The organism is Epibacterium sp. MM17-32 (assembly GCF_022348205.1).
In the GTDB taxonomy this organism is placed as follows: domain Bacteria; phylum Pseudomonadota; class Alphaproteobacteria; order Rhodobacterales; family Rhodobacteraceae; genus Epibacterium.
Genome location: NZ_JAKRFC010000001.1, coordinates 383,682 through 410,156, shown reverse-complemented (window position 1 = coordinate 410,156; position 26,475 = coordinate 383,682). Strand labels below are relative to the sequence as shown.

At 62.1% G+C, this 26,475-nt stretch carries 30 protein-coding genes and 2 tRNA genes; 23 read left to right on the top strand and 9 right to left on the bottom strand.

Features of this window, described 5'->3' with window-relative positions:
* The first annotated feature begins 107 nt into the window (after positions 1-107).
* The 3 genes from MHM88_RS01980 (at position 108) to MHM88_RS01970 (ending at position 1,786) form a co-directional block, all read left to right on the top strand.
* On the top strand, positions 108-563 hold the full coding sequence (locus MHM88_RS01980) for a potassium channel family protein (protein ID WP_239320073.1): 456 nt from the start codon (positions 108-110) through the stop codon (positions 561-563).
* Between the two features lie 25 nt (positions 564-588).
* Positions 589-1,452: a YihY/virulence factor BrkB family protein gene (locus MHM88_RS01975; protein WP_239320076.1), complete on the top strand. Its 864-nt coding sequence runs from the start codon at positions 589-591 to the stop codon at positions 1,450-1,452.
* Positions 1,453-1,576: 124 nt separating this feature from the next.
* On the top strand, positions 1,577-1,786 hold the full coding sequence (locus MHM88_RS01970; RefSeq protein WP_239359440.1) for a hypothetical protein: 210 nt from the start codon (positions 1,577-1,579) through the stop codon (positions 1,784-1,786).
* Between the two features lie 3 nt (positions 1,787-1,789).
* On the opposite strand, the gene MHM88_RS01965 is transcribed toward MHM88_RS01970, so the two are convergent.
* Both MHM88_RS01965 and MHM88_RS01960 read right to left on the bottom strand, forming a co-directional pair.
* Entirely contained in the window at positions 1,790-2,506 is a 717-nt protein-coding gene (locus tag MHM88_RS01965; RefSeq protein ID WP_239359438.1) for an RlmE family RNA methyltransferase, read from the bottom strand.
* A gap of 81 nt (positions 2,507-2,587) precedes the next feature.
* Positions 2,588-3,700 (bottom strand): Ppx/GppA phosphatase family protein, encoded by a 1,113-nt coding sequence (locus tag MHM88_RS01960; RefSeq protein WP_239320108.1) that lies wholly within the window; start codon positions 3,698-3,700, stop codon positions 2,588-2,590.
* A 299-nt stretch (positions 3,701-3,999) separates the two neighbouring features.
* On the opposite strand from MHM88_RS01960, the gene MHM88_RS01955 reads away from it, so the two are divergent.
* The 3 genes from MHM88_RS01955 to MHM88_RS01945 are packed head-to-tail and all read left to right on the top strand — an operon-like array spanning position 4,000 to position 6,323.
* The gene (locus tag MHM88_RS01955; protein ID WP_239320110.1) at positions 4,000-4,296 is read left to right on the top strand and encodes a virulence factor; all 297 of its coding nucleotides are present in this window, start codon (positions 4,000-4,002) and stop codon (positions 4,294-4,296) included.
* A gap of 29 nt (positions 4,297-4,325) precedes the next feature.
* Positions 4,326-5,258, top strand: coding sequence for a methylenetetrahydrofolate reductase (locus MHM88_RS01950; protein WP_239359436.1), 933 nt, complete (start codon positions 4,326-4,328; stop codon positions 5,256-5,258).
* 3 nt (positions 5,259-5,261) lie between these two features.
* Positions 5,262-6,323 (top strand): methyltetrahydrofolate cobalamin methyltransferase, encoded by a 1,062-nt coding sequence (locus tag MHM88_RS01945; protein ID WP_239359434.1) that lies wholly within the window; start codon positions 5,262-5,264, stop codon positions 6,321-6,323.
* Positions 6,324-6,417: 94 nt separating this feature from the next.
* On the opposite strand, the gene MHM88_RS01940 is transcribed toward MHM88_RS01945, so the two are convergent.
* Entirely contained in the window at positions 6,418-6,828 is a 411-nt protein-coding gene (locus MHM88_RS01940; protein WP_239359432.1) for a DUF1801 domain-containing protein, read from the bottom strand.
* Positions 6,829-6,959: 131 nt separating this feature from the next.
* Positions 6,960-7,049, bottom strand: a tRNA-Ser gene (locus MHM88_RS01935).
* Positions 7,050-7,169: 120 nt separating this feature from the next.
* Between MHM88_RS01935 and MHM88_RS01930 the strand changes: the two genes are divergently transcribed.
* The 7 genes from MHM88_RS01930 (at position 7,170) to MHM88_RS01900 (ending at position 13,586) form a co-directional block, all read left to right on the top strand.
* Positions 7,170-8,045, top strand: coding sequence for a DUF2059 domain-containing protein (locus MHM88_RS01930; protein ID WP_239359431.1), 876 nt, complete (start codon positions 7,170-7,172; stop codon positions 8,043-8,045).
* A 233-nt stretch (positions 8,046-8,278) separates the two neighbouring features.
* A complete protein-coding gene (locus tag MHM88_RS01925) occupies positions 8,279-8,887 on the top strand; it encodes a 50S ribosomal protein L21 (protein WP_239320121.1) in 609 nt (202 codons plus the stop codon).
* 12 nt (positions 8,888-8,899) lie between these two features.
* Positions 8,900-9,169 carry a 50S ribosomal protein L27 gene (gene rpmA, locus MHM88_RS01920; RefSeq protein WP_005611266.1) on the top strand — a complete coding sequence of 90 codons (270 nt, stop codon included), beginning with the start codon at positions 8,900-8,902 and terminating at the stop codon, positions 9,167-9,169.
* Positions 9,170-9,382: 213 nt separating this feature from the next.
* Entirely contained in the window at positions 9,383-9,919 is a 537-nt protein-coding gene (locus MHM88_RS01915; RefSeq protein WP_239320123.1) for a GNAT family N-acetyltransferase, read from the top strand.
* Between the two features lie 170 nt (positions 9,920-10,089).
* Positions 10,090-11,136, top strand: coding sequence for a GTPase ObgE (obgE, locus tag MHM88_RS01910; protein ID WP_239359430.1), 1,047 nt, complete (start codon positions 10,090-10,092; stop codon positions 11,134-11,136).
* Complete coding sequence (gene proB, locus MHM88_RS01905) at positions 11,124-12,230, top strand: glutamate 5-kinase (protein ID WP_239359429.1); 1,107 nt, start codon at positions 11,124-11,126, stop codon at positions 12,228-12,230. The genes obgE and proB overlap by 13 nt, the downstream gene beginning before the upstream one ends.
* 90 nt (positions 12,231-12,320) lie before the next feature.
* Entirely contained in the window at positions 12,321-13,586 is a 1,266-nt protein-coding gene (locus MHM88_RS01900) for a glutamate-5-semialdehyde dehydrogenase (RefSeq protein WP_239359427.1), read from the top strand.
* A 99-nt stretch (positions 13,587-13,685) separates the two neighbouring features.
* Here the strand turns inward: MHM88_RS01900 and MHM88_RS01895 are convergent, their stop codons facing one another.
* Positions 13,686-14,282 (bottom strand): histidine phosphotransferase family protein, encoded by a 597-nt coding sequence (locus tag MHM88_RS01895; protein ID WP_239320130.1) that lies wholly within the window; start codon positions 14,280-14,282, stop codon positions 13,686-13,688.
* Between the two features lie 28 nt (positions 14,283-14,310).
* Between MHM88_RS01895 and MHM88_RS01890 the strand changes: the two genes are divergently transcribed.
* The 5 genes from MHM88_RS01890 to tsf all read left to right on the top strand — a co-directional run bounded on the left by MHM88_RS01890 (position 14,311) and on the right by tsf (position 18,100).
* Positions 14,311-14,493, top strand: coding sequence for a DUF3553 domain-containing protein (locus MHM88_RS01890; protein WP_239320132.1), 183 nt, complete (start codon positions 14,311-14,313; stop codon positions 14,491-14,493).
* Positions 14,494-14,601: 108 nt separating this feature from the next.
* On the top strand, positions 14,602-15,363 hold the full coding sequence (locus MHM88_RS01885) for a GNAT family N-acetyltransferase (RefSeq protein ID WP_239359426.1): 762 nt from the start codon (positions 14,602-14,604) through the stop codon (positions 15,361-15,363).
* Positions 15,360-16,205, top strand: coding sequence for a 1-acyl-sn-glycerol-3-phosphate acyltransferase (locus MHM88_RS01880; protein WP_239359425.1), 846 nt, complete (start codon positions 15,360-15,362; stop codon positions 16,203-16,205). The genes MHM88_RS01885 and MHM88_RS01880 overlap by 4 nt, the downstream gene beginning before the upstream one ends.
* Positions 16,206-16,373: 168 nt before the next feature.
* On the top strand, positions 16,374-17,144 hold the full coding sequence (gene rpsB / locus MHM88_RS01875) for a 30S ribosomal protein S2 (protein ID WP_239320137.1): 771 nt from the start codon (positions 16,374-16,376) through the stop codon (positions 17,142-17,144).
* 80 nt (positions 17,145-17,224) lie between these two features.
* On the top strand, positions 17,225-18,100 hold the full coding sequence (gene tsf, locus MHM88_RS01870) for a translation elongation factor Ts (protein WP_239359424.1): 876 nt from the start codon (positions 17,225-17,227) through the stop codon (positions 18,098-18,100).
* 431 nt (positions 18,101-18,531) lie between these two features.
* Here tsf and MHM88_RS01865 read toward each other — a convergent pair whose 3' ends face one another.
* Both MHM88_RS01865 and aroQ read right to left on the bottom strand, forming a co-directional pair.
* Positions 18,532-19,287 carry an autoinducer binding domain-containing protein gene (locus MHM88_RS01865; protein ID WP_239359423.1) on the bottom strand — a complete coding sequence of 252 codons (756 nt, stop codon included), beginning with the start codon at positions 19,285-19,287 and terminating at the stop codon, positions 18,532-18,534.
* Complete coding sequence (gene aroQ, locus MHM88_RS01860; RefSeq protein WP_239359793.1) at positions 19,284-19,733, bottom strand: type II 3-dehydroquinate dehydratase; 450 nt, start codon at positions 19,731-19,733, stop codon at positions 19,284-19,286. Before aroQ ends, MHM88_RS01865 begins: the two co-directional genes overlap by 4 nt.
* Positions 19,734-20,137: 404 nt before the next feature.
* On the opposite strand from aroQ, the gene MHM88_RS01855 reads away from it, so the two are divergent.
* Entirely contained in the window at positions 20,138-20,851 is a 714-nt protein-coding gene (locus MHM88_RS01855) for an enoyl-CoA hydratase/isomerase family protein (protein WP_239359422.1), read from the top strand.
* 112 nt (positions 20,852-20,963) lie between these two features.
* Here MHM88_RS01855 and MHM88_RS01850 read toward each other — a convergent pair.
* Positions 20,964-21,040: transfer RNA gene (locus MHM88_RS01850), tRNA-Arg, on the bottom strand.
* 184 nt (positions 21,041-21,224) lie between these two features.
* A complete protein-coding gene (locus MHM88_RS01845; RefSeq protein ID WP_239320152.1) occupies positions 21,225-21,791 on the bottom strand; it encodes a DUF882 domain-containing protein in 567 nt (188 codons plus the stop codon).
* A gap of 358 nt (positions 21,792-22,149) precedes the next feature.
* On the opposite strand from MHM88_RS01845, the gene MHM88_RS01840 reads away from it, so the two are divergent.
* The 4 genes from MHM88_RS01840 to MHM88_RS01825 are packed head-to-tail and all read left to right on the top strand — an operon-like array spanning position 22,150 to position 26,436.
* Positions 22,150-23,772, top strand: coding sequence for a murein L,D-transpeptidase (locus tag MHM88_RS01840; protein WP_370645677.1), 1,623 nt, complete (start codon positions 22,150-22,152; stop codon positions 23,770-23,772).
* Between the two features lie 38 nt (positions 23,773-23,810).
* On the top strand, positions 23,811-24,884 hold the full coding sequence (lpxD, locus tag MHM88_RS01835) for a UDP-3-O-(3-hydroxymyristoyl)glucosamine N-acyltransferase (protein ID WP_239320158.1): 1,074 nt from the start codon (positions 23,811-23,813) through the stop codon (positions 24,882-24,884).
* A gap of 51 nt (positions 24,885-24,935) precedes the next feature.
* On the top strand, positions 24,936-25,193 hold the full coding sequence (locus MHM88_RS01830; RefSeq protein WP_239320161.1) for an acyl carrier protein: 258 nt from the start codon (positions 24,936-24,938) through the stop codon (positions 25,191-25,193).
* 34 nt (positions 25,194-25,227) lie between these two features.
* Positions 25,228-26,436, top strand: coding sequence for a beta-ketoacyl synthase (locus MHM88_RS01825; RefSeq protein ID WP_239320162.1), 1,209 nt, complete (start codon positions 25,228-25,230; stop codon positions 26,434-26,436).
* The last annotated feature ends 39 nt before the right edge of the window (positions 26,437-26,475 follow it).

Sequence of the window (26,475 nt, the reverse complement as noted above, 5' to 3'; positions counted from 1 at the left end):
TCCCAATGTCTTGTCTCATGGATGTAATGCGGAGGTTGCACGATCAAGTGACGATTTTTAGGCTGCGTCAATCTGGCCTGTGGCGGTGACAGAAGGAGCAAAGCGAGATGACCCTGATTCAGCAGATCGTCTGGGGCAGTTTCTTCCTCGGCGGTTGTCTGGTGCTGGAGGCGGCAATGCTGGTCTGGTGCGTCGAAGCCCTGCGCCGGCACCAGACGCGTTTTGGCCATCTGTCCGAACGGCCGCGGCAGCTGGGCGTGCTGCTGATTTCGATCGGGTTCATCGTCGGCGCCCATACGGCGCAGGTCTGGATCTGGTCGGCGGCACTGATGTTGAAGGCGGCCAGCTTTGCCACCTGGAACGCCGCCGTCTATTTTTCCATCGCCACCTATACCACCCTGGGATATGGCGACATCGTTCTGGATGAAGGACATCGCATCTTTGCCTCCTTTGCTGCTATGACAGGCATGCTGGCCTTTGGCATCAGCACGGCGTTCCTGGTGGCTGTCATGCGGCCGGGGTTCTCTGAACAGACATCAAGACGCACGCCGAACTCATTGTAATAAAATCATTTCAAGGGAGACACATATGGCAGCGGGACACCAGGCAAGAAGGGCATTTCAGGTCCTGCGCCGTGCCCTCCGGCGCTTCAATTCCAAGAACGCTTGGGTGCTCAGCAGCCATATCGCCATGTCGATGATGATGGCGCTGTTTCCCTTTGTGCTGTTCACCGTTGCACTCAGCGGTGCCATCGCCAGCCTGCTGTCCCACCGCGTGGTGGTCGAGGATGTGGTCGGGCTGGTCTTTGGCAGCTGGCCACAGTCGGTGGCCGCTCCGATCACGCGCGAGGTCTATGCGGTGCTGGAGACCTCTGGCACCGGGCTGATGACGTTGGGCGGGATCCTTGCGCTCTATTTTGCCTCCAACGGGGTTGATGCGATCCGGATCGCGATGCTGCGTGCCTATGGGCAGGAGGAAACGCGGCCGTTCTGGAAACACCGACTGATTTCGCTGGGGCTGGTGATCCTCGGCGGCGTGGGGCTGTTGTTTGCGGCGATTTTCGAGCTGTTCCTGCCGCTGGCGGCGCGGTTTCTGGCCCGGTTCTTTCCGGACCTGGATTTTCTGCGCGGGTGGGAGAACGGCGCCAGTGGCCTGGTTGTCGCCGTCGTGCCGGTGGCGGCGGTGTTTCTCTATCATCTGGTGCTGTTGCCCCGGCGGGCGCCGGTCTCGCTGATCCTGCCGGGGGCGATCACGACCCTGATCCTGTGGTGGGCGGCCGGGTTGGGGTTTGCCTTTTATGTATCGAGCTTTGCCAGCTATTCCGCGACCTATGCGGGTCTCGCGGGGGCAATGGCGGCGTTGATCTTCCTCTACCTCAATGCCGCGATCCTGATCCTCGGCGCCGAGATCAACGGCGTGCTGCAAACCGACCGGCTTGCAGACAAGGCGTGACCCGAATTCCCCGAAAATTGTTACGAGGGGCGCAGGTTTTGCCGCATTTCTGCCGCTGCGGAGCCCCGTCCGGACGGCCCTATGGGACCTCGACATCCATAGGGCACAGGTTTCGGAGACTCACATGGCAAAATCAGCGATGGCAAAGGGCAGGGAGCGGCTGCTGCATCTCAGCCGCGTGCCCGCAGGGGCTGCGGGCCCTGGTGGTGCGACCGCAGCATCTGGCAGCGCGCCGCGTCTGACCGAATCCGAGGCGATCAACGCGCTCAAGGACCGCGCCTTGCGCTCTCTGCGGGCCTCTCGTGCGTCGCGTGTCTGGCCGTTGACGCGGTGACGATCAGCCGCGAAAGCCGCTGGCCACGACGAATTTTTCTGAACTGTCGGACCGCGATGCGGGTGGTTTCACGTTGGCCACGCTTGTGAATTTCTGCTTCAGCAGCTTTTGCAGCTCGCCCTCGGCGCCCCCGGCCAGCACCTTGGCCACGAAGGTCCCGCCTTCTTCGAGCACGTCAAAGGCAAAATAGGCGGCGGTTTCGCACAGCGACATGATCCGCAAGTGGTCGGTCTGCTTGTGACCGGAACTGGACGCCGCCATATCCGACATCACCACATCCGCCTTGCCGCCAAGCCAGTCCTTGACCTTGTCGTCAGCCCCTTCGTCCATGAAGTCCAGCTGATAAAACTCCGCCCCGGCAAGGGGTTCGACCTCTTGCAGGTCCACGCCGATGATACGTCCGATCGCCTTGCCGGTTTTCTCGCCGAGCGCATTGACCCGGGGCACCGCCACCTGCGCCCAGCCGCCCGGCGCACAGCCGAGGTCCACGACACGGGCGCCGGGCACCAGAAACCGGTATTTGTCGTCCAGCTCCATGATCTTGAACGCCGCACGTCCGCGATAGCCTTCGGCCTGGGCCCGTTTAACATAGGGGTCGTTGAGCTGACGTTGCAGCCAGCGGGTCGAGCTGAGCTTACGTCCGCGCGCTGTCTTGACCTTGACGGTCAGATCGCGCTGCCCGCGACCGGAGGTGTTCTTGCCTGTCGGTTTCTTCGCCATGGTCTATCCTCTTTCGCGCGGTCCTGACTGATGTCACAGCTGACGCGCTATAGCCGATCTCGCGCCGCTCAGAAAGGGGCCTCAGAACGGGCCGTCCTCCAGCACGCCATCGGCACTCATCTGCGCATAGAGCAACCCTTCGCGCAGGCCTCGGTCCGCCACTGACAGCCGGTCCGTGGGCCAGCAGCGCAACAGCGCCTGCAGGATCGCGGCGCCGGACATGATGAGCGCCTGACGGTCCTCGCCAATCCGCGGATCGCGGCGGCGTCCCTGCGGCCCCAGTTCCAAATAGCCGCGGATCACCTTGTCGATCTGATCGGAGGTCATCCGCAGCCCGTCGACCTTGGTGCGGTCATAGCGTTTCAGCCCCAGATGCGAGGCGGCCACCGTGGTGACGGTGCCAGAGGTGCCGACGATCTGGAACCCCTCGCGGGCCTGTTCGTCCTTGTAGGGCGCAAAATCCGACAGGTTTTCCTCGAAGAACCAGCTCATCAGCGCAAAACGGGCGGCGTCATCTTCCACGTCGCTGAACTGGTCGCGCAATGTTGCCACGCCAAGCGGGACGGAAATCCAGTCCACCACCTTGGCGGCGGGAAACGGGCTTTCGGTGCTGTGGAACCCGGCGTGCAGCCGCATGATGGCAGAGGGGCGGTCCCGGCGCGCGATCGAGGAGATATCGATCCAGACCAGCTCGGTCGAGCCGCCGCCAATGTCCACGACCAGCAGCTGCTCGGTCTTGGTCGACACCAGCGGCGCGCAGGAAATCACCGCCAGGCGGGCTTCCTCCTCGGGCTGGATAATTTCCATCGTCATCCCGGTTTCACGCTTGATCTGGCGCATGAAGTCACGCCCGTTCTTGGCCCGCCGACAGGCTTCTGTCGCGACAAGCCGCATGCGTTTGACCCGGTTGCGGTTGATCTTCTGCTGGCAGATGCGCAACGCCTGAATGGTGCGCGCCATGGAGGACCGGGACAATCGTCCCGTCTTTTCAAGGCCGGAGCCAAGCTGCACCGACTTTGAAAAACTGTCCACCACATGAAAGCCGCTGCCCTTGGGTTGGGCAATCAGCATCCTGCAACTGTTGGTGCCAAGATCCAGCGCCGCATAGAGCGCATCCGGATCCGGCCGGGCTGGTACAGGGGTCTCAACCGCTTTGGGAAACGCTCCTGCACCTTTGGAACGCCTGGGCGCCATGAATCACGCCCTCCGATTATCGTGTTGAGATGACAGTACGTCCGGCGGGGCGGATCTGCAAGGTACTGCCATCAGCCGATTGTTTGATTTGCCACCGGACCTGGTCCGCGCCGGGTTTCGGGCCTCATGATCTTGTTGAAAAATTTGACGTTGCAATTTCTTGGCATCCAAGGGTGCGAACCCGTAGCATGATCCGCAAAAGGTCGCTCATTCCCCTTGTGTTGTCGAAATCCGACGCACCAAGCGATCTGCGGCGCACTAGAAACACGATACGACAGACGTATCGGAAAGGAACGGCAATGCCCGACGTCACCATCGTATATTGGCGCGACATCCCGGCCCAGGTCATCGTGGGCAAGGGGCGGCGTGGTGCAAAACGCCAGCTGGAAGAACGCTTCGAGCAGGCCATCGACCGCGCAGCCATGAAGGTGAACGCCAAGGACAGCGACGCCTATCTTGCGGAATGGCGCAAGGCCGCCCCCGTGACCATCGAAGGGGATCCGGGGGATATCGCCGAAGCCGAGGCGACCCGTCTGGAAGAGGAATATGATCAGGACCGCCTCAAGGCGCTGATCGCAAACGACGGTTGGGCATGACAGCCCTGAGCTCACTATGGGAGGCCGCCATGGCTTTGCTGAATTTCAAAAAACGCGGTTCCGAGACCGAGACCATCGTCAATCCGCACCTTGAGGCCTTCCTCCAGGATTATTCCATCGAGGTGATGCCGCGCACGGCACAAAAGGTCGAGGATTTCCGCGAGCTGCTGCCCGCCGGCACCCGCGTCTATATCGCCCACATCGAGGGCACCCCGATCGAGGAAATGGTCGCCACCGCCAAACGCCTGAACGACGAGGGCTATCCGGTGATGCCGCATTTCCCGGCGCGTATCATCAAGGATGAGGCCACATTGGCGGACTGGATCGCCCGCTATCAGGGCGAGGCCGACGTCAAGCAGGCGCTGATGCTTGCGGGTGGCGTGGCAACACCGCATGGCGAGTTCGACAGCTCCATGCAGCTTTTGGAAACCGGCCTCTTTGACAAGGCGGGCTTCACCAATCTGCATGTGGCCGGCCACCCCGAGGGCAACAAGGACATCGACCCCGATGGTTCGATGAAGAACGTCTCCGAAGCGCTGTCCTGGAAACAGAAATTCTCCGAGCGCACCGATGCCAAGATGGCGCTGGCGACGCAGTTCGCCTTTGAGGCCAAGCCGATCATCGCCTGGGCGAACGGCCTGAAGGACGCGGGCATCGACCTGCCGATCCACATCGGCATCGCGGGGCCGGCCAAGTTGCAGACGCTGATCAAATTCGCCATCGCCTGCGGTGTCGGCCCGTCGCTGAAAGTGCTGCAGAAACGCGCCATGGATGTGACCAAGCTGATGCTGCCTTACGAGCCTACCGAGGTGCTGACCGAACTGGCGGCCTACAAGGCGGCAAACCCGGATTTCAACATCACCAACGTGCATTTCTTCCCCCTGGGCGGTATCAAGACCAATGCCACCTGGGCAATCAACAATGGCGGCGAGTCCACGCAGCCTGTCAAACAGCAAGGATAAACAATGACCCGTACTGTCGTAGAATCTAAGTCAAAAACCGCCATTCTGGGCTTTGACCAGCCGTTCTGCGTGATCGGTGAGCGGATCAATCCCACCGGTCGCAAGAAGCTGGCCGCAGAGCTGGAAGCAGGTGATTTCTCCACCGTGGAGAAGGACGCGCTGGCACAGGTGATGGCGGGGGCCAACATCCTCGATATCAACGCGGGCGTTGTCTACAACTCCAACCCGAACCCCAACGAGACCGAGCCGCCGCTGATGACCAAGATCATCGAGCTGGTGCAGGGGCTGACCGACACGCCGCTGTGCATCGACTCCTCGGTTCCCGCCGCGCTTGAGGCCGGGCTGCAGGCTGCCGAAGGTCGCCCGCTGCTGAACTCCGTCACCGGCGAGGAAGAGCGTCTGGAGCACGTGCTGCCGCTGGTGAAAAAGTACAATGTTCCGGTGGTGGCGATCTCCAACGACGACACCGGCATCTCCGAGGACCCGGATGTGCGCTTTGCGGTGGCCAAGAAGATCGTCGAACGCGCCGCCGATTTCGGCATTCCCGCGCATGACATCGTTGTCGACCCGCTGGTGATGCCGATCGGCGCCATGGCGACCGCGGGTCAGCAGGTTTTTGCCCTGGTGCGCAGGCTGCGCGAGGAGCTGGGCGTGAACACCACTTGCGGCGCTTCCAACGTGTCCTTCGGCCTGCCGAACCGGCACGGCATCAACAACGCCTTCCTGCCGATGGCCATGGGCGCGGGCATGACCTCTGCGATCATGAACCCGGTGGCACTGCCGGTGACGCAAAAGGCGATTGCCGAGAAGAAGGAACAGGTTGCCGCCGCTGGCATCATCCTGCCCGAAGGCATGGACGACGAGACCTTTGTGACCCTGTTCGGTCTCGGGTCCACTCTGCCGCGCGCCGGCAAGGAGATGGAGGCCATCCGCGCCGCCAACCTGCTGACCAACAACGACCCGCACGGCGGCGACTGGATCAAGTTCAACAAGGCGCCCGCCAAAGAGGGCGAAGAGGCACGCGGCCGGGGTGGCCGCTCCGGTGGCCGTCGCCGCCGCGCCTGACGCATCACAAAACAGCAAGAAAAGCCGGGTCACAGCCCGGCTTTTTCATTTGTGCGCGCAGGATGATGCGCGTGCATCGGCCCCGCGGGTGCGGTTATTTCAGGTGATAGGTCAGGGCGTTGCGCACCAGCAGCCTCAGCACGTCCACAGGCGGATCGCTGTCGGGCAAGAAGTGAATGGCCCGGTTTCCCTCATAACGGAAGGTCTCCGGGAACAGCGCCTGGAAATCCGACATGAGCGTCGTCTGGCAATGGGTGTAGAGGGCAAAGCCACCGCCTTTGGGACGCCCCAATCGGATCGTCGACCCGGATTTGCTGTCAGGTGTCAGATAGGCAGGCTGACCCCATTTCAACGTTTCGTCCAGCCGCCCCACCGCCGGGATCTCCTCTGCGGTTGCAAAGATCATGCGGCGTAACGCCAACAGGCCCTGCCGTTCCGGCTCTGGGTAGGCGGCAAAGACCGCCGCGACAGCCGGCGACAAAAAGGGGGGTGTTGCATTCAGCATGCCGGGCCACTCCAAAACGCTTGAGACCGAGCCTAAAGCCGGCCCCGGCGCGATGCAACGCGGCGGTCAGCGCCGTGTCGTGCAGGCGGTGGAAGATCCTGCAAACGCTGGCGGATGTGGGCGGGGATAAGTGGCGGAGAGACAGGGATTCGAACCCTGGGTGCCCGTGAAGGCACAACGGTTTTCGAGACCGCCCCGTTCGACCACTCCGGCACCTCTCCGCGGGGGGTGTGAGGGCGTTTAAAGGTGATTTTCACCGCGTGCAAGGGGCGATTTCACAGTTATATCAAGAAAGTCGGATTTTGGTTTGCGGATGCGGATCGCGCCCCTACATTTGTGCCATGACCGAACCGTTCTCAGCGCGCCTGCGCCCCGCCTCAGTTGTATCGTTCCTGCTGCACGGTGTCTTTGCCGCCGCATTGAGCGTTGCGGTTTTGCTGCCGGCAAGAGCCGAAGCGGCGGATCGCGACCAGATCAAGGCGTTTCTCGAGGTCACCGGCTTTGACGTGGCGCTGGACAGCATTGCGCAATCTGCGGGCGACGCGCCCATGATCCTCGGCGCCGACGCCGGAGATTTCGGGCTGGAGTGGGAGCGGTTGACCGCAGAAGTGTTCGACACCGACCAGATGCAGGCCACCGCTCTGGACATCCTGGAAGAGACCCTCTCGACCGAGGCGCTGTTCTTTGCGGCGGAGTTTTATGCCAGCGACCTGGGGCAGCGGCTTGTCGCGGTCGAGAATGCCTCGCATATGGCGACCGATGGCGAGGACACCCGCGCCGCTGGTGAACGCATCGTCAGCAACCTGATCGAAGAGGATGATCCGCGGGTTGCGCTCTATCAGGATATGAACCTGGCGATCGGCGGCACCGAGACGGCGCTCCGTGCGGTTCAGGAAATCCAGTTCCGCTTCCTCATGGCGGCCTCGGCTGCCGGCGTCATCGACATGCAGATCGACGCCGAGGGGCTGCGCGCCCTGATGAAGGCCCAGGAGGATCAGATGCGCCGTGAGATGGCAGCCTCCAGCCTGGCGCATTCCGCCTATCTCTATCGCGACTTCACCACCGAGGAGGTTGCAGCCTATGTCGAGGCGCTGGAGCACCCGCTGATGCAGGAGGTCTATGAGCTGCTGAATGCGATCCAGTACGAGATTCAGGCCAATCGGTTCGAGGAGCTTGCACATCGGATGCGGGATTTGCAGCCGGTGCAGGAGCTGTGATCCGGGGCCACGACACTCGCTGTGGATATTTTTCACCTGCGCCCGCACAGAAGGGTTGACTTCAAGCGCCAACAGGGCCAAAAGCCCGCATCCCGGCCCGGACTCTCCGCGCCGGGGTTTTATTGTCATACCGTCCCGTTCTCGGGGCGCGCTGTTCGAGGTGAGGGGGCGAGGCCCCGTCGCAAACACCCGAAAGGGGACCGAAGGACGCGGGTAGAAAAGGAAAGACTGAAATGTTCGCAGTCCTCAAGACCGGCGGCAAGCAGTACAAAGTTCAGGCGGGCGATATGCTCCGCGTGGAAAAACTGGCTGCAGACGCTGGCGAAACCGTTCAATTCAATGACGTTCTGATGATCGGTGGCGATGCCCCCGTCGTTGGTGCTCCGTTTGTGTCCGGCGCTGCCGTGCAGGCGGAAGTGGTCGAACAGATCAAAGGTGACAAGGTCATCAAGTTCGTCAAGCGTCGTCGTAAGCACTCCTCCAAGCGTACTGTCGGTCACCGTCAGAAGCTGACCCTGGTCAAGATCACCGAGATCCTGTCCTCCGGTGCGGATGCGTCCGGCGTCAAAGCGGCAACCGGTAAAGGCGATGCAGCACCCGCTGCCAAAGCCGCGCCGAAAGCCAAGGCTGCCAAAGCCGCTGCCCCCGCAGCTGCTGCCGGTTCCGACGATCTGACCCAGCTGACCGGTGTTGGCCCTGCCGCCGCCAAGAAGCTGGAGGCCGCTGGCCTCACCACCTTCGCTCAGATCGCAGCCTTGTCTGAAGACGACATTGCTGGTATCGACGCCGTCAAGATCAAACCCGAGTGGGTTGAGCAGGCCAAAGAGCTGGCTCAAGGCTAAGGAGAGACAAGAATGGCACATAAAAAAGCTGGCGGTTCGTCCCGTAACGGTCGCGACTCCGCAGGTCGTCGTCTTGGCGTGAAACTTTATGGTGGTCAGTCTGCAATCGCGGGCAACATCATCGTGCGTCAGCGCGGCACCAAGTTCTGGCCGGGCGAAGGCGTTGGTATTGGCAAAGATCACACCATCTTTGCGACCGCCAACGGCAACGTGACCTTCCACAAGGGCCTCAAGGGCCGCACCTTTATTTCGGTTCTCCCGGCGGCGGAGGCCGCTGAGTAAACCGAACCCAAAGGGTAATAAAATCTTCAGGGGGATCGGTTAAAAGACCGGTCCCTCTTTTCGTTTCTGGATGGACCTGTCGGATCGTACCGCAAGTGCGTGAAAACGTGACTTGTTTCCCATTCCGGCGCTTCCCATCTCATTGGCAAGGGGATGGAGGAGCAAAGTCCCAGTCTTGCCGCAGTTTGAGTTTTTTTGAGGAGGAGCGTGGTCATGGGTTTGGATCAGGCAGATCGGCAAACCATCATCGAGGCAGATCGTTTTGATCTGCGGCCGCTGCGGCCGTCGGATGCGGGTTTGATCGAACATTATGCAGGGGACGCGCGGGTCGCCAAGATGACAGCGCCGATCCCGCATCCCTATCCCCCCGGCGCGGCAGAGGCCTATGTAAGCCGGGCGATGGAGGCTGCGCAGGGCGAATTCATCTGGGCGATGGATGGCACCAAGGACGGCAGTCCGGAGCTGATGGGGGTGATTTCCCTGAAATCCATGGACCGCAACCAGTCCGAGGTCGGCTACTGGGTGGCGCCGCCGTTCTGGAACACCGGGCTGGCCTCCAAGGCGGTGCAATTGCTGGTCGAAGCCAACCCCTTGGGGGATGCGACCATGTTCGCCAGCGTGTTTCAGGACAATCCGGCCTCGGCGCGGGTTCTGGCGCATTGCGGGTTCGAATACCTGGGCGATGCGGAGGATTTCTCCGTCGCGCGCAATGCCAATGTCCCGACCTGGACCTACAGCCGCAAGCTGTAACCCTGCGGTCAGCCGGCGACAGACATCGCGGACGCGCTGATGCGGGTCCGCGTTTTTTATGGCCCGCATTCTGTCGACCGCTACCGGCCGCGCCACCACCACAGACGCAGGGTTGAGCCATCCCCTGAATTCAAGTATTGGCGATCCAACTCGAACACAGAGGCCTACTCATGAAATTCCTCGATCTGGCAAAGGTCTACATTCGCTCCGGCGCCGGCGGGAACGGTTGCGTCAGCTTTCGGCGCGAGAAATACATCGAATACGGCGGTCCCGATGGCGGTGACGGCGGCAAGGGCGGCTCGGTCTGGGCCGAGGCCGTGGATGGGCTGAACACGCTCATCGACTTCCGCTATCAGCAGCATTTCTTTGCAAAAAACGGCCAGTCCGGCATGGGGCGCCAGCGCTCCGGCAAGGACGGGGACGAGATTGTACTGCGGGTGCCGGTGGGCACCGAGATCCTCGACGAGGATGAAGAAACGGTGCTGGCGGACCTCACAGAGGTCGGCGAACGCGTGCTGCTCGCCAAGGGCGGCAACGGTGGCTTTGGCAACCTGCATTTCAAATCCTCCACCAACCAGGCGCCGCGCCGCGCCAACCCCGGTCAGGAGGGCGTTGAGCGCACCATCTGGCTGCGGCTGAAGCTGATCGCGGATGCGGGGCTTTTGGGCCTGCCGAATGCGGGCAAGTCGACGTTCCTGTCGTCGACCTCCAACGCGCGGCCAAAGATCGCCGATTATCCCTTCACCACGCTGCACCCGAACCTCGGGGTGGTGGGGATTGATAACACTGAATTCGTGATGGCGGATATTCCCGGCCTGATCGAAGGCGCGCATGAGGGCCGCGGCATCGGTGATCGCTTCCTGGGCCATGTGGAACGCTGCGCGGTGTTGCTGCATCTGGTCGATGGCACATCTGAAACCGTTGCCGAGGACTACCGTACCATCATCAACGAGCTTGAGGCCTATGGCGGTGAGCTTGCCAGTAAGCCCCGGGTGACGGCGCTGAACAAGATCGATGCGCTGGATGACGAGGAGCGCGCCGAGGCACGCGCCGCACTTGAGGCCGAAGTCGGCGCTCCGGTGCGGATGATGTCCAGCGTCAGCCGCGAGGGTCTTGACGAAGTGCTGCGGGCCGTACGGGCCGAGATCGACGATGACCGCCTGCGGATCAAACAGGCGGAGGCGTCCGAGGAGGAGGACACCCCTTGGCAGCCCTGAACACGGCGCGTCGCGTCGTCATCAAGATCGGCTCTGCACTGCTGGTGGATCGCGCCAGCGGCGCGTTGCGGCAGGACTGGCTCCTGTCGCTGGCGCAGGATGTTGCGCGCCTGAAAGAGCAGTGCAAGGATGTGATCCTTGTGTCCTCGGGGTCGATTGCGCTGGGGCGCGGTGCATTGGGCCTGCCGCGTGCGGATCTGCCGCTGGAGCAATCGCAGGCCGCCGCTGCCGTGGGCCAAATCCGTCTCGCGCGCGCCTATGAGGAGGCGCTGGCCCCGCATGGCATCACCACCGCGCAGGTTCTGGTGACGCTGGAGGACAGCGAAAACCGCCGCCGTTACCTCAATTCCCGCGCCACGCTGGAGACGCTGATCGGGCTGGGCGCGGTGCCCATCGTCAATGAAAACGACACTATTGCCACCGACGAGATCCGCTATGGCGACAATGATCGCCTCGCCGCGCAGGTCGCGGTGACGGTGGAGGCGGATGTCTTGATCCTGCTGTCGGATGTGGACGGGTTCTACAGCGCCAATCCGGCGCTTGACCCGCAGGCCAAACGGTTTGATCGCATCGATACCATCACGCCCGAGATCGAGGCGATGGCGGGCGACGGGGTGTCGGGCCTGTCCAAGGGCGGCATGATCACCAAATTGTTGGCCGCCAAGATGGCGACTGCCGCGGGCTGTGCCATGGCGATCACCGAAGGCTCGGTGATGTCGCCGGTCGCAGCACTTGAGGCAGGTGCGCCCTCGACGTGGTTCACCGCCCAAGGGGATCCGCAGGTGGCGCGCAAACGCTGGATCGCCGCAATGAAGACCCGCGGTGTGATCACCGTGGACGAGGGCGCCGCCAGGGCGCTGCAAAATGGAAACAGTCTGCTGCCCGCTGGGGTGCGTCATGTGGAGGGTGACTTTGGCCGCGGGGATCCGCTGGCCATCCTCGGCCCAGACGGGCGCAAACTGGGGCAGGGGCTCAGCCGGTACACGGCAGAGGAAGCCCGCGCCATCCAAGGGCACCGCTCCGCTGATATCGAGGACATCCTCGGCTATGCGGGGCGCGCGGCCTTGATCCATCGGGATGACATGGCGCTTTGATCCTGTCATTCTGAGCATGCGAGATTTCCCACCGCCGCGCGACGTGGCGGTGCGGCTCGGACCCCGCCTGGGGAAACAAAGGGCAAAGACATGAAAGATCTGGAAAATATTCCCGCGCTGATGACAGACATCGGCACGCGCGCCAAAGCGGCTGCGCAACAACTCGCCACCGCCAGCGCGGCACAGAAAGAACAGGCTCTGACCGCTGCCGCAGATGCGGTCTGGGCCAAGCGTGACGACATTATCGCTGCCAATGCCAAGGATCTGGAGTTTGGTCGCGACAAGGGGCTGTCCTCTGCGATGATGGACCGGCTGATGCTGGATGAGGCGCGTATTCAGGGCATCGTGGATGGGTTGCGCGCTGTTGCGGCGCAGGATGACCCCGTCGGTGCGGTGATGGAAGAATGGACGCAACCCACCGGCCTGCGGATCCAACGCGTGCGCACCCCGCTTGGGGTGATCGGCGTGATCTATGAAAGCCGCCCCAATGTGACCGCGGACGCGGGCGCGCTATGCCTCAAATCCGGCAACGCGGTGATCCTGCGCGGCGGTTCCGAGAGCCTGCATTCGGCGCAGGCGATCCATGGCTGTCTGGCCGCCGGGTTGCGGGCTGCGGGTCTACCCGAGGACGCCGTGCAACTGGTGCCGACCCGTGATCGCGCGGCGGTGCAGGAGCTTTTGACCATGACCGACTACGTGGATGTGATCGTTCCGCGTGGTGGCAAGGGGCTGGTGGGGCTGGTGCAGCGCGAGGCCCGCGTGCCGGTTTTTGCCCATCTCGAGGGGATCGTACACATCTACATCGACAAACACGCCGACCGCAAAAAGGCGATCGATGTGGTCCTGAACGCCAAGACCCGGCGCACCGGCATCTGCGGCGCTGCGGAATGTCTGCTGATCCATCAGGATGTGGCCGAAACCATCGGCAAGGACGTGCTGGACCTGCTCGCTATGGGCGGGGTCGAAATCCACGCCGAAGAGGGCTTGCCCGGCCCGGACAGCATGCAGGCCGCGACGTCCGAGGATTGGGGCAAGGAATACCTCGATGCAATCATTGCGGCCAAGAAGGTGGCAAGCATCGACGAGGCGATTGCCCATATCCGCAGCTATCACTCGGCCCACACCGATTGCATCATCACCGAAGACGATACGGCGGTGGCGCAGTTCTTCGCGGAGCTGGACAGCGCGATCCTGATGCACAATGCCTCCACCCAGTTTGCCGATGGCGGCGAGTTCGGCATGGGGGCGGAGATCGGCATTGCCACCGGCAAGATGCATGCGCGCGGTCCGGTCGGGGCGACGCAGCTTACCAGTTTCAAATATCTGGTGCGCGGTGACGGCACCGTGCGCACCTAGCAGGCGGAGACGCCCGAAAAACCAACAACGCCGCGGCAGACTGCGCGGCGTTGTTCAACGTTTCAGACAGGCCTCCCGTGAAGAGGCTGGGTCATCCGCCTAGAAGCTGATCGAGACCTTGTCGACGGTCTGATCGAAACTCACGCGCCGTCCAGCCTCGCGCGCTGCTTCCGGCAGCAGGGCAAACTGAATCAGGGCCGGTGTGATCTCGGCACTGTGGTCCTGGCCGCTCAACCCGGACCAGAGCGCCTCATCGACATTGATCTTGCGCCCTTCGCCCACCACGGTCCAGCTGTCGCTGCTGCGCAGGATCTGCACGGTCCCGCCATAGGGCAGGGCGGTTTCCAGGCACAGCGCCGCCAGAAAGGCCATGCGGACCTCGCGCCGTGCGGCCGCCCCGTCGGAGGACCAGTTGTACTTGATCCGCCCGCCCTTGCTGACATCGGCGAGCACGCTTTCGACTTCTGCGCGGCCCAGTTCCTGTTCACCGGCAGCGCCAAAGGCGACCCGGAAGAAACGGATGCGGGCATTGGCGTTGTTGACGCTGTCCGAGATCAGCTCCAGCTCCGGGCCGTCCAGCGTGTTGGACATGCCCAGCAGCTCCAGGCCGTTGTTGATGGCCCCCACAGGGCTGATCAGATCGTGACAGATCCGAGAGCCTACCAATGCGGCCAAATTGGCGTTATCTACACCCATAACTTTCCTCCAATAGGGTCATCCCGATATGAACGACCTCAACGCGATCCTGGCCCCCGGCATGTTTGTGCGCCATCCCGATCACCCGGAGTGGGGCGTCGGGCAGGTGCAGTCAAACGTGGGCGGCAAGATCACAGTCAATTTTCCCGACCAGGGCAAAGTCGTCTTTGACGGTGCGCGCGTTGCCCTTGTTCCAGTCTTTGATCCGTAAAAACGGTTTATGAAAGGTTAACCAATCACAGACAAGTGTGCATATATCTTGCGCGCGAACATGCCGATGGGCTATTTGCCCGCCACAGATCAGGGGTAGAACAGACTTATGCACGATGGCGCGCCGCAATTCACCGTGAGGATTGCCGAAACGGACGAGGACCTCAGAGCCGCGCAGGCGCTGCGCTACGAGGTCTTTGTGCGCGAACTCGGCGGCAGTGGCGACCTAGTGGACCACGAGGCCGGGCTGGAACAGGACAAGTTCGACCCGTATTTCGATCACATGCTGGTCAGCGACACCAGCACCGACGAGGTGGTCGGCGTGTACCGGCTGTTGCGCAGCGATCAGGCTGCGGCGCTGGGACAGTTCTACTCCGAAGACGAATACGACCTGACCCCGCTGCGACAGTCCGGGCGCAAGCTGCTGGAGCTTGGGCGCTCCTGCCTGCACCGCGACTACCGTGGCGGCATGGCCATGTTCCACCTCTGGAACGGTCTGGCGGAGTATGTGGCCACGCATGACATCGAGGTGCTGTTTGGCGTCGCCTCCTTCCACGGCACCGATCCCGCCGCGCTGGCACAGCCGCTGTCGATGCTGAACGCCAACCATCTAGCGCCCGAGGATCTCCGGGTGCGGTCAACCCGCTATCAGTCTATGGACCTGCTGCCGCCAGAGCAGATCGACCGGCGCACCGCGATGCTGGAGACCCCGGCGCTGATCAAGGCCTATCTGCGGCTCGGGGGCTTTGTAGGCGATGGCGCGTTTGTCGATCATGACTTCAACACCACCGATGTGTGCCTGATCCTTGATACCGCGCGGATGAACGCGCGCCAGAGCCGGATCTACACGCGGGGCAGCAGCGCGGAATGAGCGTCAGCTGGAACAGCGATACTCCACCGGACACGATGACACTGTCCGGGCGCGATTGGGTGCGTGCCTTGCGTCGCGGCGTGCCGCTGGCGGTGCTGATCTTTGGCGGGCTGGTGCTGATGCTGTTGATCCGGCTGGTCGAACGCCCGCTGTGCGGCCTGCATCGGCCAGTCAGCCCCGCAATCACGATGTTTGTCTGCCGCAACGCCTTTCGCATCCTCGGTCTGTCCTTCAAGGCGACAGGCGCCCCGATGTCGCAGCCCGGGATCGTGGTGGCAAACCATACCTCCTGGCTCGACATATTTGCACTCAACGCCACCAAGCGGATCTATTTCGTGTCGAAATCCGAGGTCGCCGCATGGCCCGGGATCGGCTGGCTGGCACGGGCCACCGGCACAGTGTTCATTGAGCGCGACCGGTCACAGGCCAGCGCGCAGAAAACCCTTTTTGCCAAGCGGCTGAAAGCCGGGCACAAGCTGCTGTTCTTCCCGGAAGGGACCTCCACCGACGGCTTGCAGGTGCTGCCCTTCAAGACCACGCTGTTTGCCTCTCTGTTTGACGCGGATCTGCGGGATCGGCTCCATGTGCAGCCGGTTTCGGTGGTCTTTCACGCCCCCGATGGCGCTGATCCGCGTTACTACGGCTGGTGGGGGGATATGGATTTTGGCCCGCATGTGTTGAAAGTTCTCGCCACGCGCGCCCCCGGGCGGGTGGAACTGCGTTATCACAGCCCGCTGGCGGTGCGCGACTTTGCGGATCGCAAGTCGCTGGCCCGGGCCTGTTGCGACATCGTGCGGGCCGGACATCAGGCCCTGCGCAAGGATGTGCTGGAACAGCCTTGATGCCGCGCTTTTGCGCTTGCGCTGCTGGCCAAGCTGGCTTATACGCGCGCCATCGAACCCGCAGGCGGGGTTTGGCCTGTACAGGGGAGACATCCCTGACAGACCGCCGGTTGGAGGCATCCGCTTCTGAACCCCCGCCGAGGATTAAACCGGAAAGGATAGAATAGCATGGCTCTTCCCGAGTTCTCCATGCGTCAGCTGCTGGAAGCTGGCGTTCACTTTGGTCACCAGACTCAGCGCTGGAACCCGCGCATGTCGCCCTTCATCTACGGCGCGCGCAACGGCATCCACATCATGGACCTCACCCAGACCGTTCCGATGCTGGATCAGGCGCTGAACGCGATCCGTGAAACCGTTGCCAAGGGTGGCCGCGTTCTCTTCGTCGGCACCAAGCGTCAGGCCGCAGCGCCGATCGCCGAAGCCGCAGAGAAATCCGCGCAGTACTACATGAACCACCGCTGGCTCGGCGGCACGCTGACCAACTGGAAAACCGTGTCCCAGTCGATCAACCGTCTGAAAGAGATCGACGAGCGCATGGCAGCCGGCGCCGAAGGCCTGACCAAGAAAGAGCGCCTGGGCATGGAACGCGACCAGCAGAAGCTGCAAGCCTCGCTCGGCGGCATCCGCGACATGGGCGGCATCCCGGATCTTCTCTTCGTCATCGACGTGAAGAAAGAAGCCCTGGCGATCGCCGAAGCCAACAAGCTGGGCATCCCGGTTGTGGCCATCGTCGACACCAACTGCTCCCCGGAAGGTGTGGACTACATCATCCCCGGCAACGATGACGCGGCGCGTGCGATCTCGCTCTACTGCGATCTCGTATCCCGTGCGGCGCTGGACGGCATGTCCGCTCAGCTTGGCGCGGCCGGTGTTGACCTTGGTGCACTGGAAGAAGCACCGGTCGAAGAAGCCGTCGCGGAAGAGGCCGCCGAGGCCTGATCCGACAGCCTGTCATCGATTTGACATGCGGGGCAGGGTAGACCTGCCCCAAACCGCATTTGACTTGAGGAGAGCCTAAGATGGCAATCACTGCAGCAATGGTGAAAGAACTGCGCGAATCCACCGGCGCAGGCATGATGGACGCGAAAAAAGCACTGGTCGAGAACGACGGCGACATGGAAGCTGCCGTTGACTGGCTGCGCACCAAGGGCCTCGCCAAAGCGGCCAAGAAATCCGGCCGTACCGCCGCAGAAGGCCTGGTGGCCGTGGTCGTCGACGGCGGCAAAGGTGTTGCTGTCGAGGTGAACTCCGAAACCGACTTCGTCGCGAAAAACGGCGAGTTCCAGGAGATGGTCGCCGGCATCGCCAAGGCAGCCCTCTCGGTGGACACCGTCGAAGCGCTGGCCGAAGCCGATCTGGGCGGCAAATCCATTGCCAACACCCTGACCGACAAGATCGCCACCATCGGCGAGAACATGACCCTGCGTCGCATGGCGAAGCTGGAAGGTGAAACCGTCGTGTCCTATGTGCACAACGCAGCCACCGACGGCATGGGCAAAATCGGCGTTCTGGTCGCACTGACCGGCGGCGACGAAGCCATCGGCAAGCAGGTTGCGATGCACATCGCAGCCGTGAACCCGGCGGCCCTGTCCGAGGCGGACATGGACCCGGCCATCGTCGAGAAAGAGCGTCAGGTTCAGATCGACATCGCCCGCGAATCCGGCAAGCCGGAGCAGGTCATCGAAAAGATGATCGACGGTCGCATGAAGAAATTCGTCGCCGAATCCACCCTGCTGAACCAGCAGTTCGTGGTGAACCCGGACCTGACCGTGGAAGCCGCAGCCAAGGAAGCGGGCGCCACCATCACCGGCTTCATCCGCGTTGAGGTTGGCGAAGGCATCGAAGTCGAAAAAGAAGACTTCGCAGCCGAAGTGGCCAAAGCCGCTCAGGGCTAAGCCCGGCTCCACTGCCAAGATCTTGCCCCCGGTGCCTCTGCGCGCCGGGGGTTTTTCGTTTTGGGCGTTCATCAGAAGCCCAAGCCACGGGCAGAGCGGCACGCAACAATGCCCGCTAAGCGCGGGGGCCGTCCTGGTGACGTGTGATGTTTGATGTTTGATGTGTGGAATATCTCCGGTCGTTGGCATGGAACAATACACACCAACGACCGGACAGGTCGGAGAGCCCTGTAATTTCAAGGATCGTTTCCCGTAGTTCCCAGGCTAAGCCACCACTCACGGAACGCCTAGATTATGTCGTTTTAACGCATAAGGCGAAAGTCTTGATTTCCTTACCTCTTCGCGTGTGTACTTCAGGGAAGGATCAACAAAACGTCGTAAAAATGTTGCCTCTGGCAGATCGGTTCCGGATCGGGTGACGGGGCGAATCCTCAGGTCACGACGGCATACATCTGATTGTGCAGCGCCGCCTTCAGCACCGCCTGCGCCGTGGTCTCCACGCAGAGGGATTCGCGCGCCAGCCGCAGGTGTTTTTCGATGGTTGCGGGTGTCAGCCCCATCAGGATCGCGATGTCCTGCGTGGTCTTGCCATCGCCCACCCATTGCAGAACCTCGCGCTGCCGTTTGGTCAGCCCCCGATTGGGCGCATGATAGGGCAGGGTGAGGATTTTCAGATGCGCAACATTGTTCATCAGCAGGATGTCCTGCCCATGCGCCTCCCAGATTTCATCAACCGCATCCTGGGTCAGATCCCGCCGCGCGGTCAGGGCGATCGCGCCTTTGAACCGCTGCGTGGCCGAGTTGAAACTGATGGTATAGCCGGCCTTCACGCCCATCCGCTGATTGAAGTCGTAAACGGCCTGGGTTTTGGGATCCAGTTGCCCGGCACGCGCCATGTCATGGGCGCGGCGCCAGCTGGCAAAGCCCTCGTTGGTGAGCGCCCAGTCCAGCATTGGCGCATCGGCATAGAGCCCCTCGGCAAGGAACCCGTTGAGATACTCCGGGCTGTGATTGCTCAGGATCACAAAATCGTCCGGATCGCCGAGCGACGTCGCGGTCTTGAACAGGGTATAGCCGTAGATCAGCCGGTCAAACCCGTAGCGGCCCATCTGGTTGACATGGGCATGCCACAGCTCCTCCATGGTCTTGAACTGGGTCAGACGGTGGAGATAGTTGCTCAGCGTCATGACACTTCCCGGCTGGCATGGTGCTGCAGCAAGGCGTCGATCGCCATCAGATAGCCAAAGGCGCCAAAGCCGCAGATCTGCCCCAGCGCCGCGCGCCCGATGTAGGAGGTATGGCGAAACGTCTCGCGCGCATGAATGTTGGACAGGTGAACTTCGACCGTGGGCACCTCGACAGAGTAGATGGCATCCATCAGCGCGATCGAACTGTGGGTATAGGCCCCGGCGTTCAGAACGATGCCGTCATATTTGCCCTTGGCCGCATGGATCTGGTCGAGCAGGTCCCCTTCGTGATTCGACTGGTAGCAGGCGACCTCCAGACCGGCTTGTTCCCCATGCTGGCGACAGGCATCTTCGACCATCGCCAACGTCTGTGACCCGTAGACCTCCGGCTGCCGGGTGCCCAGCAGGTTCAGGTTCGGGCCATTGAGGATCAATACGCTCTTCATCATCTGTCCTTTCTAGATCACGCCGGGGCGCTTGCCTGATCCGGAAGACAGGCCTGGCGTTCCGGCGGTGCGACACCACACATAGCCTGAGTTTTTCGGGGCGTCGCGGTGAAAAACCAGTCTCTTACCCCAGTCATGCGCGCATTGTCGGTGAGGTCAAGATCAGTGCGCTACGTGAAAAACAAATGCAGACCAAACATCTACCCGAGGCGGAGGCCGGCCTCGGCGCTGGTCAGGGCAGGGCGTTGGCCTCCGCCACAGCCTGCATCCCGGGTGAAACAGCTACAATTGCGCACGTATTGCCTGAGGCTGGTAATAGATTGGCAAACCTCCCGTCAGAGACTCGCACCCGTGAACCGCGGGTGACGTGCGCCTGTGGTCCTGAGACATCACTGGGGGTGAATATGGCACAAGAGGAATGGCTCAACCGGCGGCCGCATGGGGATGGCGTGTTGGAGTTGCAACTGGGCCATGCGCCTGAGAACCGGCTGACGGTCGCGTTCCTGCGCGACTTTCAGACCGAGATCATGGCCCTGTCCCGGGATGACAGCGTTCGCGCGCTGCTGCTGACAAGCCCGTTCAAGGATTTCTGCACCGGTTTGCCGCTTGACGACGCAGCAGGCGCAGAGCGTCCAGACGCGGAACTGAACGCCGCCTTTCTGGCGCTCTACGCAAGTCCAAAGCCGGTGGTGACGGCCTGTGCCGGGCTCTGTTCCGGTGCCGGCATGTTCTTTGTTCTGGCCAGCGACGTCCGGGTCGCCCACGCACGGGCCGGGTTCGAACTGTCGCAGGTCCAGCAGGGCCAGGGGTATCCGGCGGCGCTTATGGAAATTGCCCGCGCATCTCTGGACACCAATACCCAGCGGCGTCTGATGCTGACCGGGCAACGCCTGGGTCCGATCGCCGCGCGCAATGCGCAGATCATCGAAATCATCGCCGATGATCTGGAGGATCTGCACGGCTATGCCCTGAAAGAGGCGCGCAAATGTGCAAGCTTGCCTCCGGCCACATACGCCGAGATCAAGCGCGACCTGCGCCGGGACACCATCGCCGGGATCGAAACGCGTCTGGACGAGAGCATGTCGACACCGGACACAGAAAAACGTCTGGCGGGCTAGGGGCCAGACCCAGCTGCGGAGGCGGCCGTGTCAGAAGGCACCCGCCAGCGCAACGGCACGTCAGGATTACTGCCGCATGCCAACATCGGTACATTTTCAGGAAAGGGATAAGTGGCGCACCTGATAGGATTCGAACCTATGGCCTCTGCCTTCGGAGGGCAGCGCTCTATCCAGCTGAGCTACAGGTGCGTCTGTCTGCGCGATATACGCGGCTGCTGTACCCTCTGCAATGGAAAAAACACCCGATCCGGCAATTCCTTGTGCTGAATTGGTGCGCGGCATGGGGGCGGTGGAACCAGCGTTAGAAACGCGAATGGGCGCGCTGTGGCAGAACAGCGCGCAAACCAGATCGGGGACAGGCGACAGGCGTGTGTTAGCCGCGCCAGGTGCGGACGACGCCGCAGTCCATGTGAACGAAGTTCGAGCCGTAGTAGCGACCCACACCGCCAGCCTTGCAAGCCTGTGCGGCCTGCGCCATCTGCCCAACCGACCGCGACGCGAGACGCAGATCTGCGGCCTGGCCCTTCATGTGCAAGGAGTTCTTGGCAACACCACGCGAGCGGCTGCGCAGCATCGCGTTGGTCTGCGGGCTGCGGTAACCGGACAACAACAGGTAGGGCTCGTTCACCTCCAGGAGGTTGTGCGAGGCCGCCATGATGTCGATGGTGCGCAGATCCATGGACTTGACCTGATCGGTCCGCCAATCGCGCATGAAGTGGTTGATCTCCTTGACCGCATCTTTGATGTATTTGCCATCAATCCAGTAGACCATGTCGAGGCGTTCGCCTGTGCGACCGGAATACATGCGGATGCGGCGGATATCGCCACCTCCGCGGAGGAAGCCTGCTGCCTGGGAGTAGGTGGGGGCGGATGCGACAGTGGTTGCCGCAAATGCCTTCAAGAGTGCTCGACGGGTAAACCCGGTATTTTTTTCTGCCATTGTGATGAGCGTTGTCCCATACGCTTTTGTTTTCACACTGCCCGATATTTGTCGGGAATTTACGCGTTTTGATACGCACAGGCTGTATGGCACAGCGAGAATCGCCTGCCAAGACGGGATTGATCTGTGGCCGGAAAGCACCGGATTTTCGGCAAAATCCCGCGCAGAAGGGGAGGGGCGGGGCGTTTTTCCCCCTCCTGCCGGGGAACAAAACGCCGCTATTGCGGTTTACGGGCACCATTGCGGCCTCAACCACACGGCTGATGCAAATGTGAATGGACTTGCAAGGGGGTCGTTTACCTACAGTCGGTTAGGGTCTATCTGAAACCCTTGCGTTATATCTTGGAGTGTATTGAGAATGTCGCGGCCTTGCGCACCAAAACTTTCGTCCTTTCTCAAAGCGGGGCTGATGGCCTCCGCGTTGGCCGTGTCGCCCCTTTGGGCCAGTGTCTCCCAGGCCTCCACTGCCGGCTTTCGACAGGCGGTTGCGGAAATGGCGTGGGAAGATGCCGATGTCTCCGCGTTCTACCGCGAGAACGGCTTTGAACCGATCTGGACCGCCGACACAGAGGACGCCCGGGCCCGGCGTCAGGCCTTGATGCAGGCGCTTGACGAGGCCGCGCAGCACGGGCTGCCCGATATGGCGCCGCGCGTGGTCGAGTTGACCGAACAGATGCGCGCCGTGCGCTCCACCCGCGATCTGGGCGCTGTCGAAGTTGCGCTGAGCCGCGCGCTTGTGGACTATGCCACCGACCTGCAGACCGGCCTGATCGATACGCCGTCCCGCATTGACGACGGCATCGTGCGCAAGAAACACAAGATCGACATGACGGCGCTCCTGCGGGGCATCTCCGAACAGCGGCCGCATGCCTTCCTGCAAAGCCTGGTGCCCGCTTCGGCGCAATACCGGGCGCTGCTGCGCGAGAAACTGCGCCTCGAAGCGCTGCTGGCCGCGGGCGGCTGGGGCGCGTCGGTTCCGGTCCGCAAGATGGAGCCGGGCGACACCGGGGCAGGTGTTGTGGCGCTCCGGGACCGGCTTGTGTCTATGGGATACATGGATCCGACCGCCAGCGCCGCCTATGACTTTGATCTGGAGGACGCCGTGCGCCGGTTCCAGGCCGAGCACGGGCTTGAAGTGGACGGCATCGCCGGCGAGGGCACGCTGAAGGAGCTGAATCGTCCAGTCAGCGATCGGATCAAATCGGTGATGGTCGCGATGGAGCGCGAACGCTGGCTGACGCCGGAGCGTGGCGACCGCCACATCCTCGTGAACCAGACGGATTTCACCGCCAAGATCATCGACAATGGCGAGGTAACCTTTGTCACCCGCTCGGTGATTGGCCGCAACAGCTACGACCGCCGCTCGCCGGAGTTTTCCGACGAGATGGAACATATGGTCATCAATCCGAGCTGGTATGTGCCACGTTCGATCGTGACCAAGGAATATCTGCCAAAGCTGAAGAACAACCCGAACGCCCATAGCTATATCGAAATCACCGACAGCCGGGGCCGGGTGGTGAACCGCAACAATGTGGATTTCACCCAGTTCACCGCGCGCAGCTTTCCCTTTGCCATGCGTCAACCGCCCAGCAGCCGCAACGCGCTGGGGCTGGTGAAGTTCATGTTCCCCAACAAGTACAACATCTACCTGCATGACACTCCGCAAAAGAGCCTGTTTGGGCGCGAGGTGCGCGCCTTTTCGCACGGCTGCATCCGGCTGCAGAAACCTTTCGAATTCGCCTACGCGCTGCTGGCGCGGCAAACCTCTGATCCGAAACAGTATTTCCACAGCATTCTGAACAGTGGCCGCGAAACCAAGGTAGAGCTTGAGCAGAACGTGCCGGTGCATATCATCTATCGCACCGCCTTTGTCTCCGAGGAGGGGCGCGCCGAGTTCCGCCGCGACGTCTACGGGCGTGACGCAAAGATCTGGTCGGCACTGGAACAGGCAGGGGTGGCACTCCCCGGCGTTCAAGGCTAAGTCTCGGGCCAAGGATCCGGTTCAGGAGGGATGGCCCGATGTTCACCATTCGTGAAATTGCCAATGCACTTGGCGCTGAGGCGGCTGGTGCACTCGATCTGACGGTCACCCATGCGGCAGAGCCGCAGGACGCCAAACCGGATGCGCTCGCCATGGCCATGGCGCCGAAATATGCCGATGCGCTGGCGCTCGGCAGTGCTCGTGCTGCGCTGCTCTGGGACGGGGCAGACTGGCAGGGCATGGGGCTGGAGGCGGCGATCTTTGCCACCCGCCCGCGCCTGGCGATGGGTGGCGTGACGCGAATGCTCGACCCGGGTCAGGGAGAACAGCCCGGTATCCACCCCTCCGCCGTGATTGATCCGACAGCGCAGATCGGCGCCGATGTCAGCATCGGTCCGCTCTGCGTGGTGGGGCCGAATGCACGGATCGGCGAAGGATCGCTGATTGGCGCGCATTGCTTCATCGGGGCCGATGTGACCATCGGCGCGCAGGCGCATCTGCGGGAAATGGTGTCGATCGGGGCGCGTGTGACCATCGGTGATCGGTTCCGCGCCCAGCCCGGCGCCCGGATCGCGTCGGATGGGTTTTCCTATGTCACCCCAGAGACCTCCGGCGTCGAAAACGCCCGCAAAACACTGGGAGACCAGGGCGAGACCGATGCGCAATCCTGGGTCCGCATACATTCGCTGGGCGCCGTAAGGATCGGAAATGACGTGGAAATCGGCGCCAACTGCACCATCGACAACGGCACCATCCGCGACACCGTGATCGGCAATGGCACCAAGCTCGACAACCAGGTACACATTGGCCACAACTGCCGCATCGGCAATGATTGCCTGCTGTGCGGCCAGACCGGGCTGTCGGGATCTGTCGACATCGGCAACAATGTGGTGCTTGGTGGCCAATGCGGAGTTGCCGACAATCTTTTTGTCGGCGACCGGGTCATCGCCGGGGGCGGCACCAAGATCCTGTCCAATGTCCCCGCGGGCCGCGTGATGATGGGATACCCGGCGGTCAAGATGGACACGCACACCGAAATCTATAAGGCACAACGCCGCCTGCCGCGGCTGATGCGCGAACTGGATGCGCTGAAAAAGGCTGTTTTCAAATAGCAAAGCAGTCAGTAAACCTCTGCCAAACTTATCTTCCGCAGGAGCCCCTTCATGAGCACGCAGGACAAGGTCATTGCAATCATCGCGGAACAGGCGGTGCTGGACCCCTCGGATGTCACTCTCGACAGCACGCTGGAAGATCTCGGGATCGACAGCCTTGGCCTGGTTGAGAGCATCTTTGCGATCGAAGAGGAATTCGACATCACGATCCCCTTCAACGCCAATGAACCTGAACAGAGCGATTTCGATATTTCAAATGTTGCTGCCATCGTGACCGGCATCGACAAGCTGATCGCCGAAAAGGGCTGATCGCGCCGGACGTGGCGGGACAAGAGGATTTGCGATGAAACGCGTTGTGATTACCGGCGCTGGAACCATTAATGCGCTGGGGCATTCCGTCGCCGAGACCCTGACCTCGATGCGCGAGGGGCGTTGTGGCATCGGCGAACTGGAGTTTCGCGACGTAGATCGTCTGGCCATCAAGATCGGCGGCCAAGTCCGTGATTTCGAAGCAGAAGGCCGGTTCAACCGCCAGCAGATGGTGCTCTATGACCGGTTCACCCAATTCACATTGGTGGCGGCGGGCCAGGCCATCCGGCAATCGGGACTCGAGTTTACCGGCGACCTCGCCGCGCGCTCCGGTGTGGTGCTTGGCACGGCGGGCGGCGGCGTTTCGACCTGGGACGACAACTATCGGTCGGTCTACGAGGACGGCAAGAACCGCGTGCATCCCTTTGTGGTTCCCAAACTCATGAACAACGCGGCCGCGAGCCACGTGTCGATGGAGTATAACCTGAAGGGGCCGAGCTTTACGGTCTCCACCGCCTGCGCCTCCTCCAATCATGCCATGGCCCAGGCGTTCCAGATGGTGCGCAGCGGCATGAGCCCGGCGATGATCACCGGCGGGTCCGAATCCATGCTGTGCTTTGGCGGCGTCAAAGCCTGGGAAGGGTTGCGGGTCATGTCCAAGGATGCCTGCCGCCCCTTCAGCGCCAATCGCAACGGCATGGTCCAGGGCGAAGGTGCCGGGATCTTTGTGTTCGAGGAATATGAACACGCCCGCGCCCGCGGGGCGGAGATCCTCTGCGAAATCGCCGGCTATGCCATGAGTTCCGATGCCGCCGACATTGTCATGCCCAGCAAGCAGGGCGCGGCGCGTGCGATTTCCGGTGCGCTGCGGGATGCACGGATCAACGCCGATGAGGTCGGCTATATCAACGCCCATGGCACCGGCACAGCCGCCAATGACAAGACCGAATGCGCCGCCGTTGCGGACGTGTTTGGGCCGCATGCCGATAACCTTATGATTTCGTCGACAAAATCAATGCATGGGCATCTGATTGGCGGCACCGGCGCGGTGGAGCTTCTGGCCTGCATCATGGCGTTGCGGGATGGCGTGGTTGCGCCGACCATCGGTTACGAGGAGCCGGATCCCGAATGCGCCCTGGACGTGGTTCCAAATGAGGCGCGCGAGGCCAAGGTTGACGTGGCGTTGTCGAACGCCTTTGCCTTTGGCGGGCTGAACGCGGTGCTTGCGCTGAAACGCGTCTGAGCCATCAGAACACGCCAAAGAAAAACGCCCGCCTGATGC

What these genes read in the sequence shown, in the direction of transcription:
- MHM88_RS01930 (WP_239359431.1), top strand. Translation starts at nt 7,170, where the DNA reads ATGACCGAACCGTTCTCAGCGCGCCTGCGCCCCGCCTCAGTTGTATCG.
- MHM88_RS01945 (WP_239359434.1), top strand. Translation starts at nt 5,262, where the DNA reads ATGACCCGTACTGTCGTAGAATCTAAGTCAAAAACCGCCATTCTGGGC.
- MHM88_RS01940 (WP_239359432.1), bottom strand. Translation starts at nt 6,828, where the DNA reads ATGCTGAATGCAACACCCCCCTTTTTGTCGCCGGCTGTCGCGGCGGTC.
- tsf (WP_239359424.1), top strand. Translation starts at nt 17,225, where the DNA reads ATGGCAATCACTGCAGCAATGGTGAAAGAACTGCGCGAATCCACCGGC.
- MHM88_RS01830 (WP_239320161.1), top strand. Translation starts at nt 24,936, where the DNA reads ATGAGCACGCAGGACAAGGTCATTGCAATCATCGCGGAACAGGCGGTG.
- MHM88_RS01925 (WP_239320121.1), top strand. Translation starts at nt 8,279, where the DNA reads ATGTTCGCAGTCCTCAAGACCGGCGGCAAGCAGTACAAAGTTCAGGCG.
- rpsB (WP_239320137.1), top strand. Translation starts at nt 16,374, where the DNA reads ATGGCTCTTCCCGAGTTCTCCATGCGTCAGCTGCTGGAAGCTGGCGTT.
- MHM88_RS01900 (WP_239359427.1), top strand. Translation starts at nt 12,321, where the DNA reads ATGAAAGATCTGGAAAATATTCCCGCGCTGATGACAGACATCGGCACG.
- rpmA (WP_005611266.1), top strand. Translation starts at nt 8,900, where the DNA reads ATGGCACATAAAAAAGCTGGCGGTTCGTCCCGTAACGGTCGCGACTCC.
- MHM88_RS01965 (WP_239359438.1), bottom strand. Translation starts at nt 2,506, where the DNA reads ATGGCGAAGAAACCGACAGGCAAGAACACCTCCGGTCGCGGGCAGCGC.
- MHM88_RS01950 (WP_239359436.1), top strand. Translation starts at nt 4,326, where the DNA reads ATGGCTTTGCTGAATTTCAAAAAACGCGGTTCCGAGACCGAGACCATC.
- MHM88_RS01915 (WP_239320123.1), top strand. Translation starts at nt 9,383, where the DNA reads ATGGGTTTGGATCAGGCAGATCGGCAAACCATCATCGAGGCAGATCGT.
- MHM88_RS01885 (WP_239359426.1), top strand. Translation starts at nt 14,602, where the DNA reads ATGCACGATGGCGCGCCGCAATTCACCGTGAGGATTGCCGAAACGGAC.
- MHM88_RS01865 (WP_239359423.1), bottom strand. Translation starts at nt 19,287, where the DNA reads ATGACGCTGAGCAACTATCTCCACCGTCTGACCCAGTTCAAGACCATG.
- MHM88_RS01975 (WP_239320076.1), top strand. Translation starts at nt 589, where the DNA reads ATGGCAGCGGGACACCAGGCAAGAAGGGCATTTCAGGTCCTGCGCCGT.
- MHM88_RS01970 (WP_239359440.1), top strand. Translation starts at nt 1,577, where the DNA reads ATGGCAAAATCAGCGATGGCAAAGGGCAGGGAGCGGCTGCTGCATCTC.
- MHM88_RS01840 (WP_370645677.1), top strand. Translation starts at nt 22,150, where the DNA reads ATGTCGCGGCCTTGCGCACCAAAACTTTCGTCCTTTCTCAAAGCGGGG.
- lpxD (WP_239320158.1), top strand. Translation starts at nt 23,811, where the DNA reads ATGTTCACCATTCGTGAAATTGCCAATGCACTTGGCGCTGAGGCGGCT.
- MHM88_RS01855 (WP_239359422.1), top strand. Translation starts at nt 20,138, where the DNA reads ATGGCACAAGAGGAATGGCTCAACCGGCGGCCGCATGGGGATGGCGTG.
- obgE (WP_239359430.1), top strand. Translation starts at nt 10,090, where the DNA reads ATGAAATTCCTCGATCTGGCAAAGGTCTACATTCGCTCCGGCGCCGGC.
- MHM88_RS01825 (WP_239320162.1), top strand. Translation starts at nt 25,228, where the DNA reads ATGAAACGCGTTGTGATTACCGGCGCTGGAACCATTAATGCGCTGGGG.
- MHM88_RS01955 (WP_239320110.1), top strand. Translation starts at nt 4,000, where the DNA reads ATGCCCGACGTCACCATCGTATATTGGCGCGACATCCCGGCCCAGGTC.
- MHM88_RS01880 (WP_239359425.1), top strand. Translation starts at nt 15,360, where the DNA reads ATGAGCGTCAGCTGGAACAGCGATACTCCACCGGACACGATGACACTG.
- MHM88_RS01895 (WP_239320130.1), bottom strand. Translation starts at nt 14,282, where the DNA reads ATGGGTGTAGATAACGCCAATTTGGCCGCATTGGTAGGCTCTCGGATC.
- MHM88_RS01845 (WP_239320152.1), bottom strand. Translation starts at nt 21,791, where the DNA reads ATGGCAGAAAAAAATACCGGGTTTACCCGTCGAGCACTCTTGAAGGCA.
- MHM88_RS01890 (WP_239320132.1), top strand. Translation starts at nt 14,311, where the DNA reads ATGAACGACCTCAACGCGATCCTGGCCCCCGGCATGTTTGTGCGCCAT.
- MHM88_RS01980 (WP_239320073.1), top strand. Translation starts at nt 108, where the DNA reads ATGACCCTGATTCAGCAGATCGTCTGGGGCAGTTTCTTCCTCGGCGGT.
- MHM88_RS01960 (WP_239320108.1), bottom strand. Translation starts at nt 3,700, where the DNA reads ATGGCGCCCAGGCGTTCCAAAGGTGCAGGAGCGTTTCCCAAAGCGGTT.
- aroQ (WP_239359793.1), bottom strand. Translation starts at nt 19,733, where the DNA reads ATGAAGAGCGTATTGATCCTCAATGGCCCGAACCTGAACCTGCTGGGC.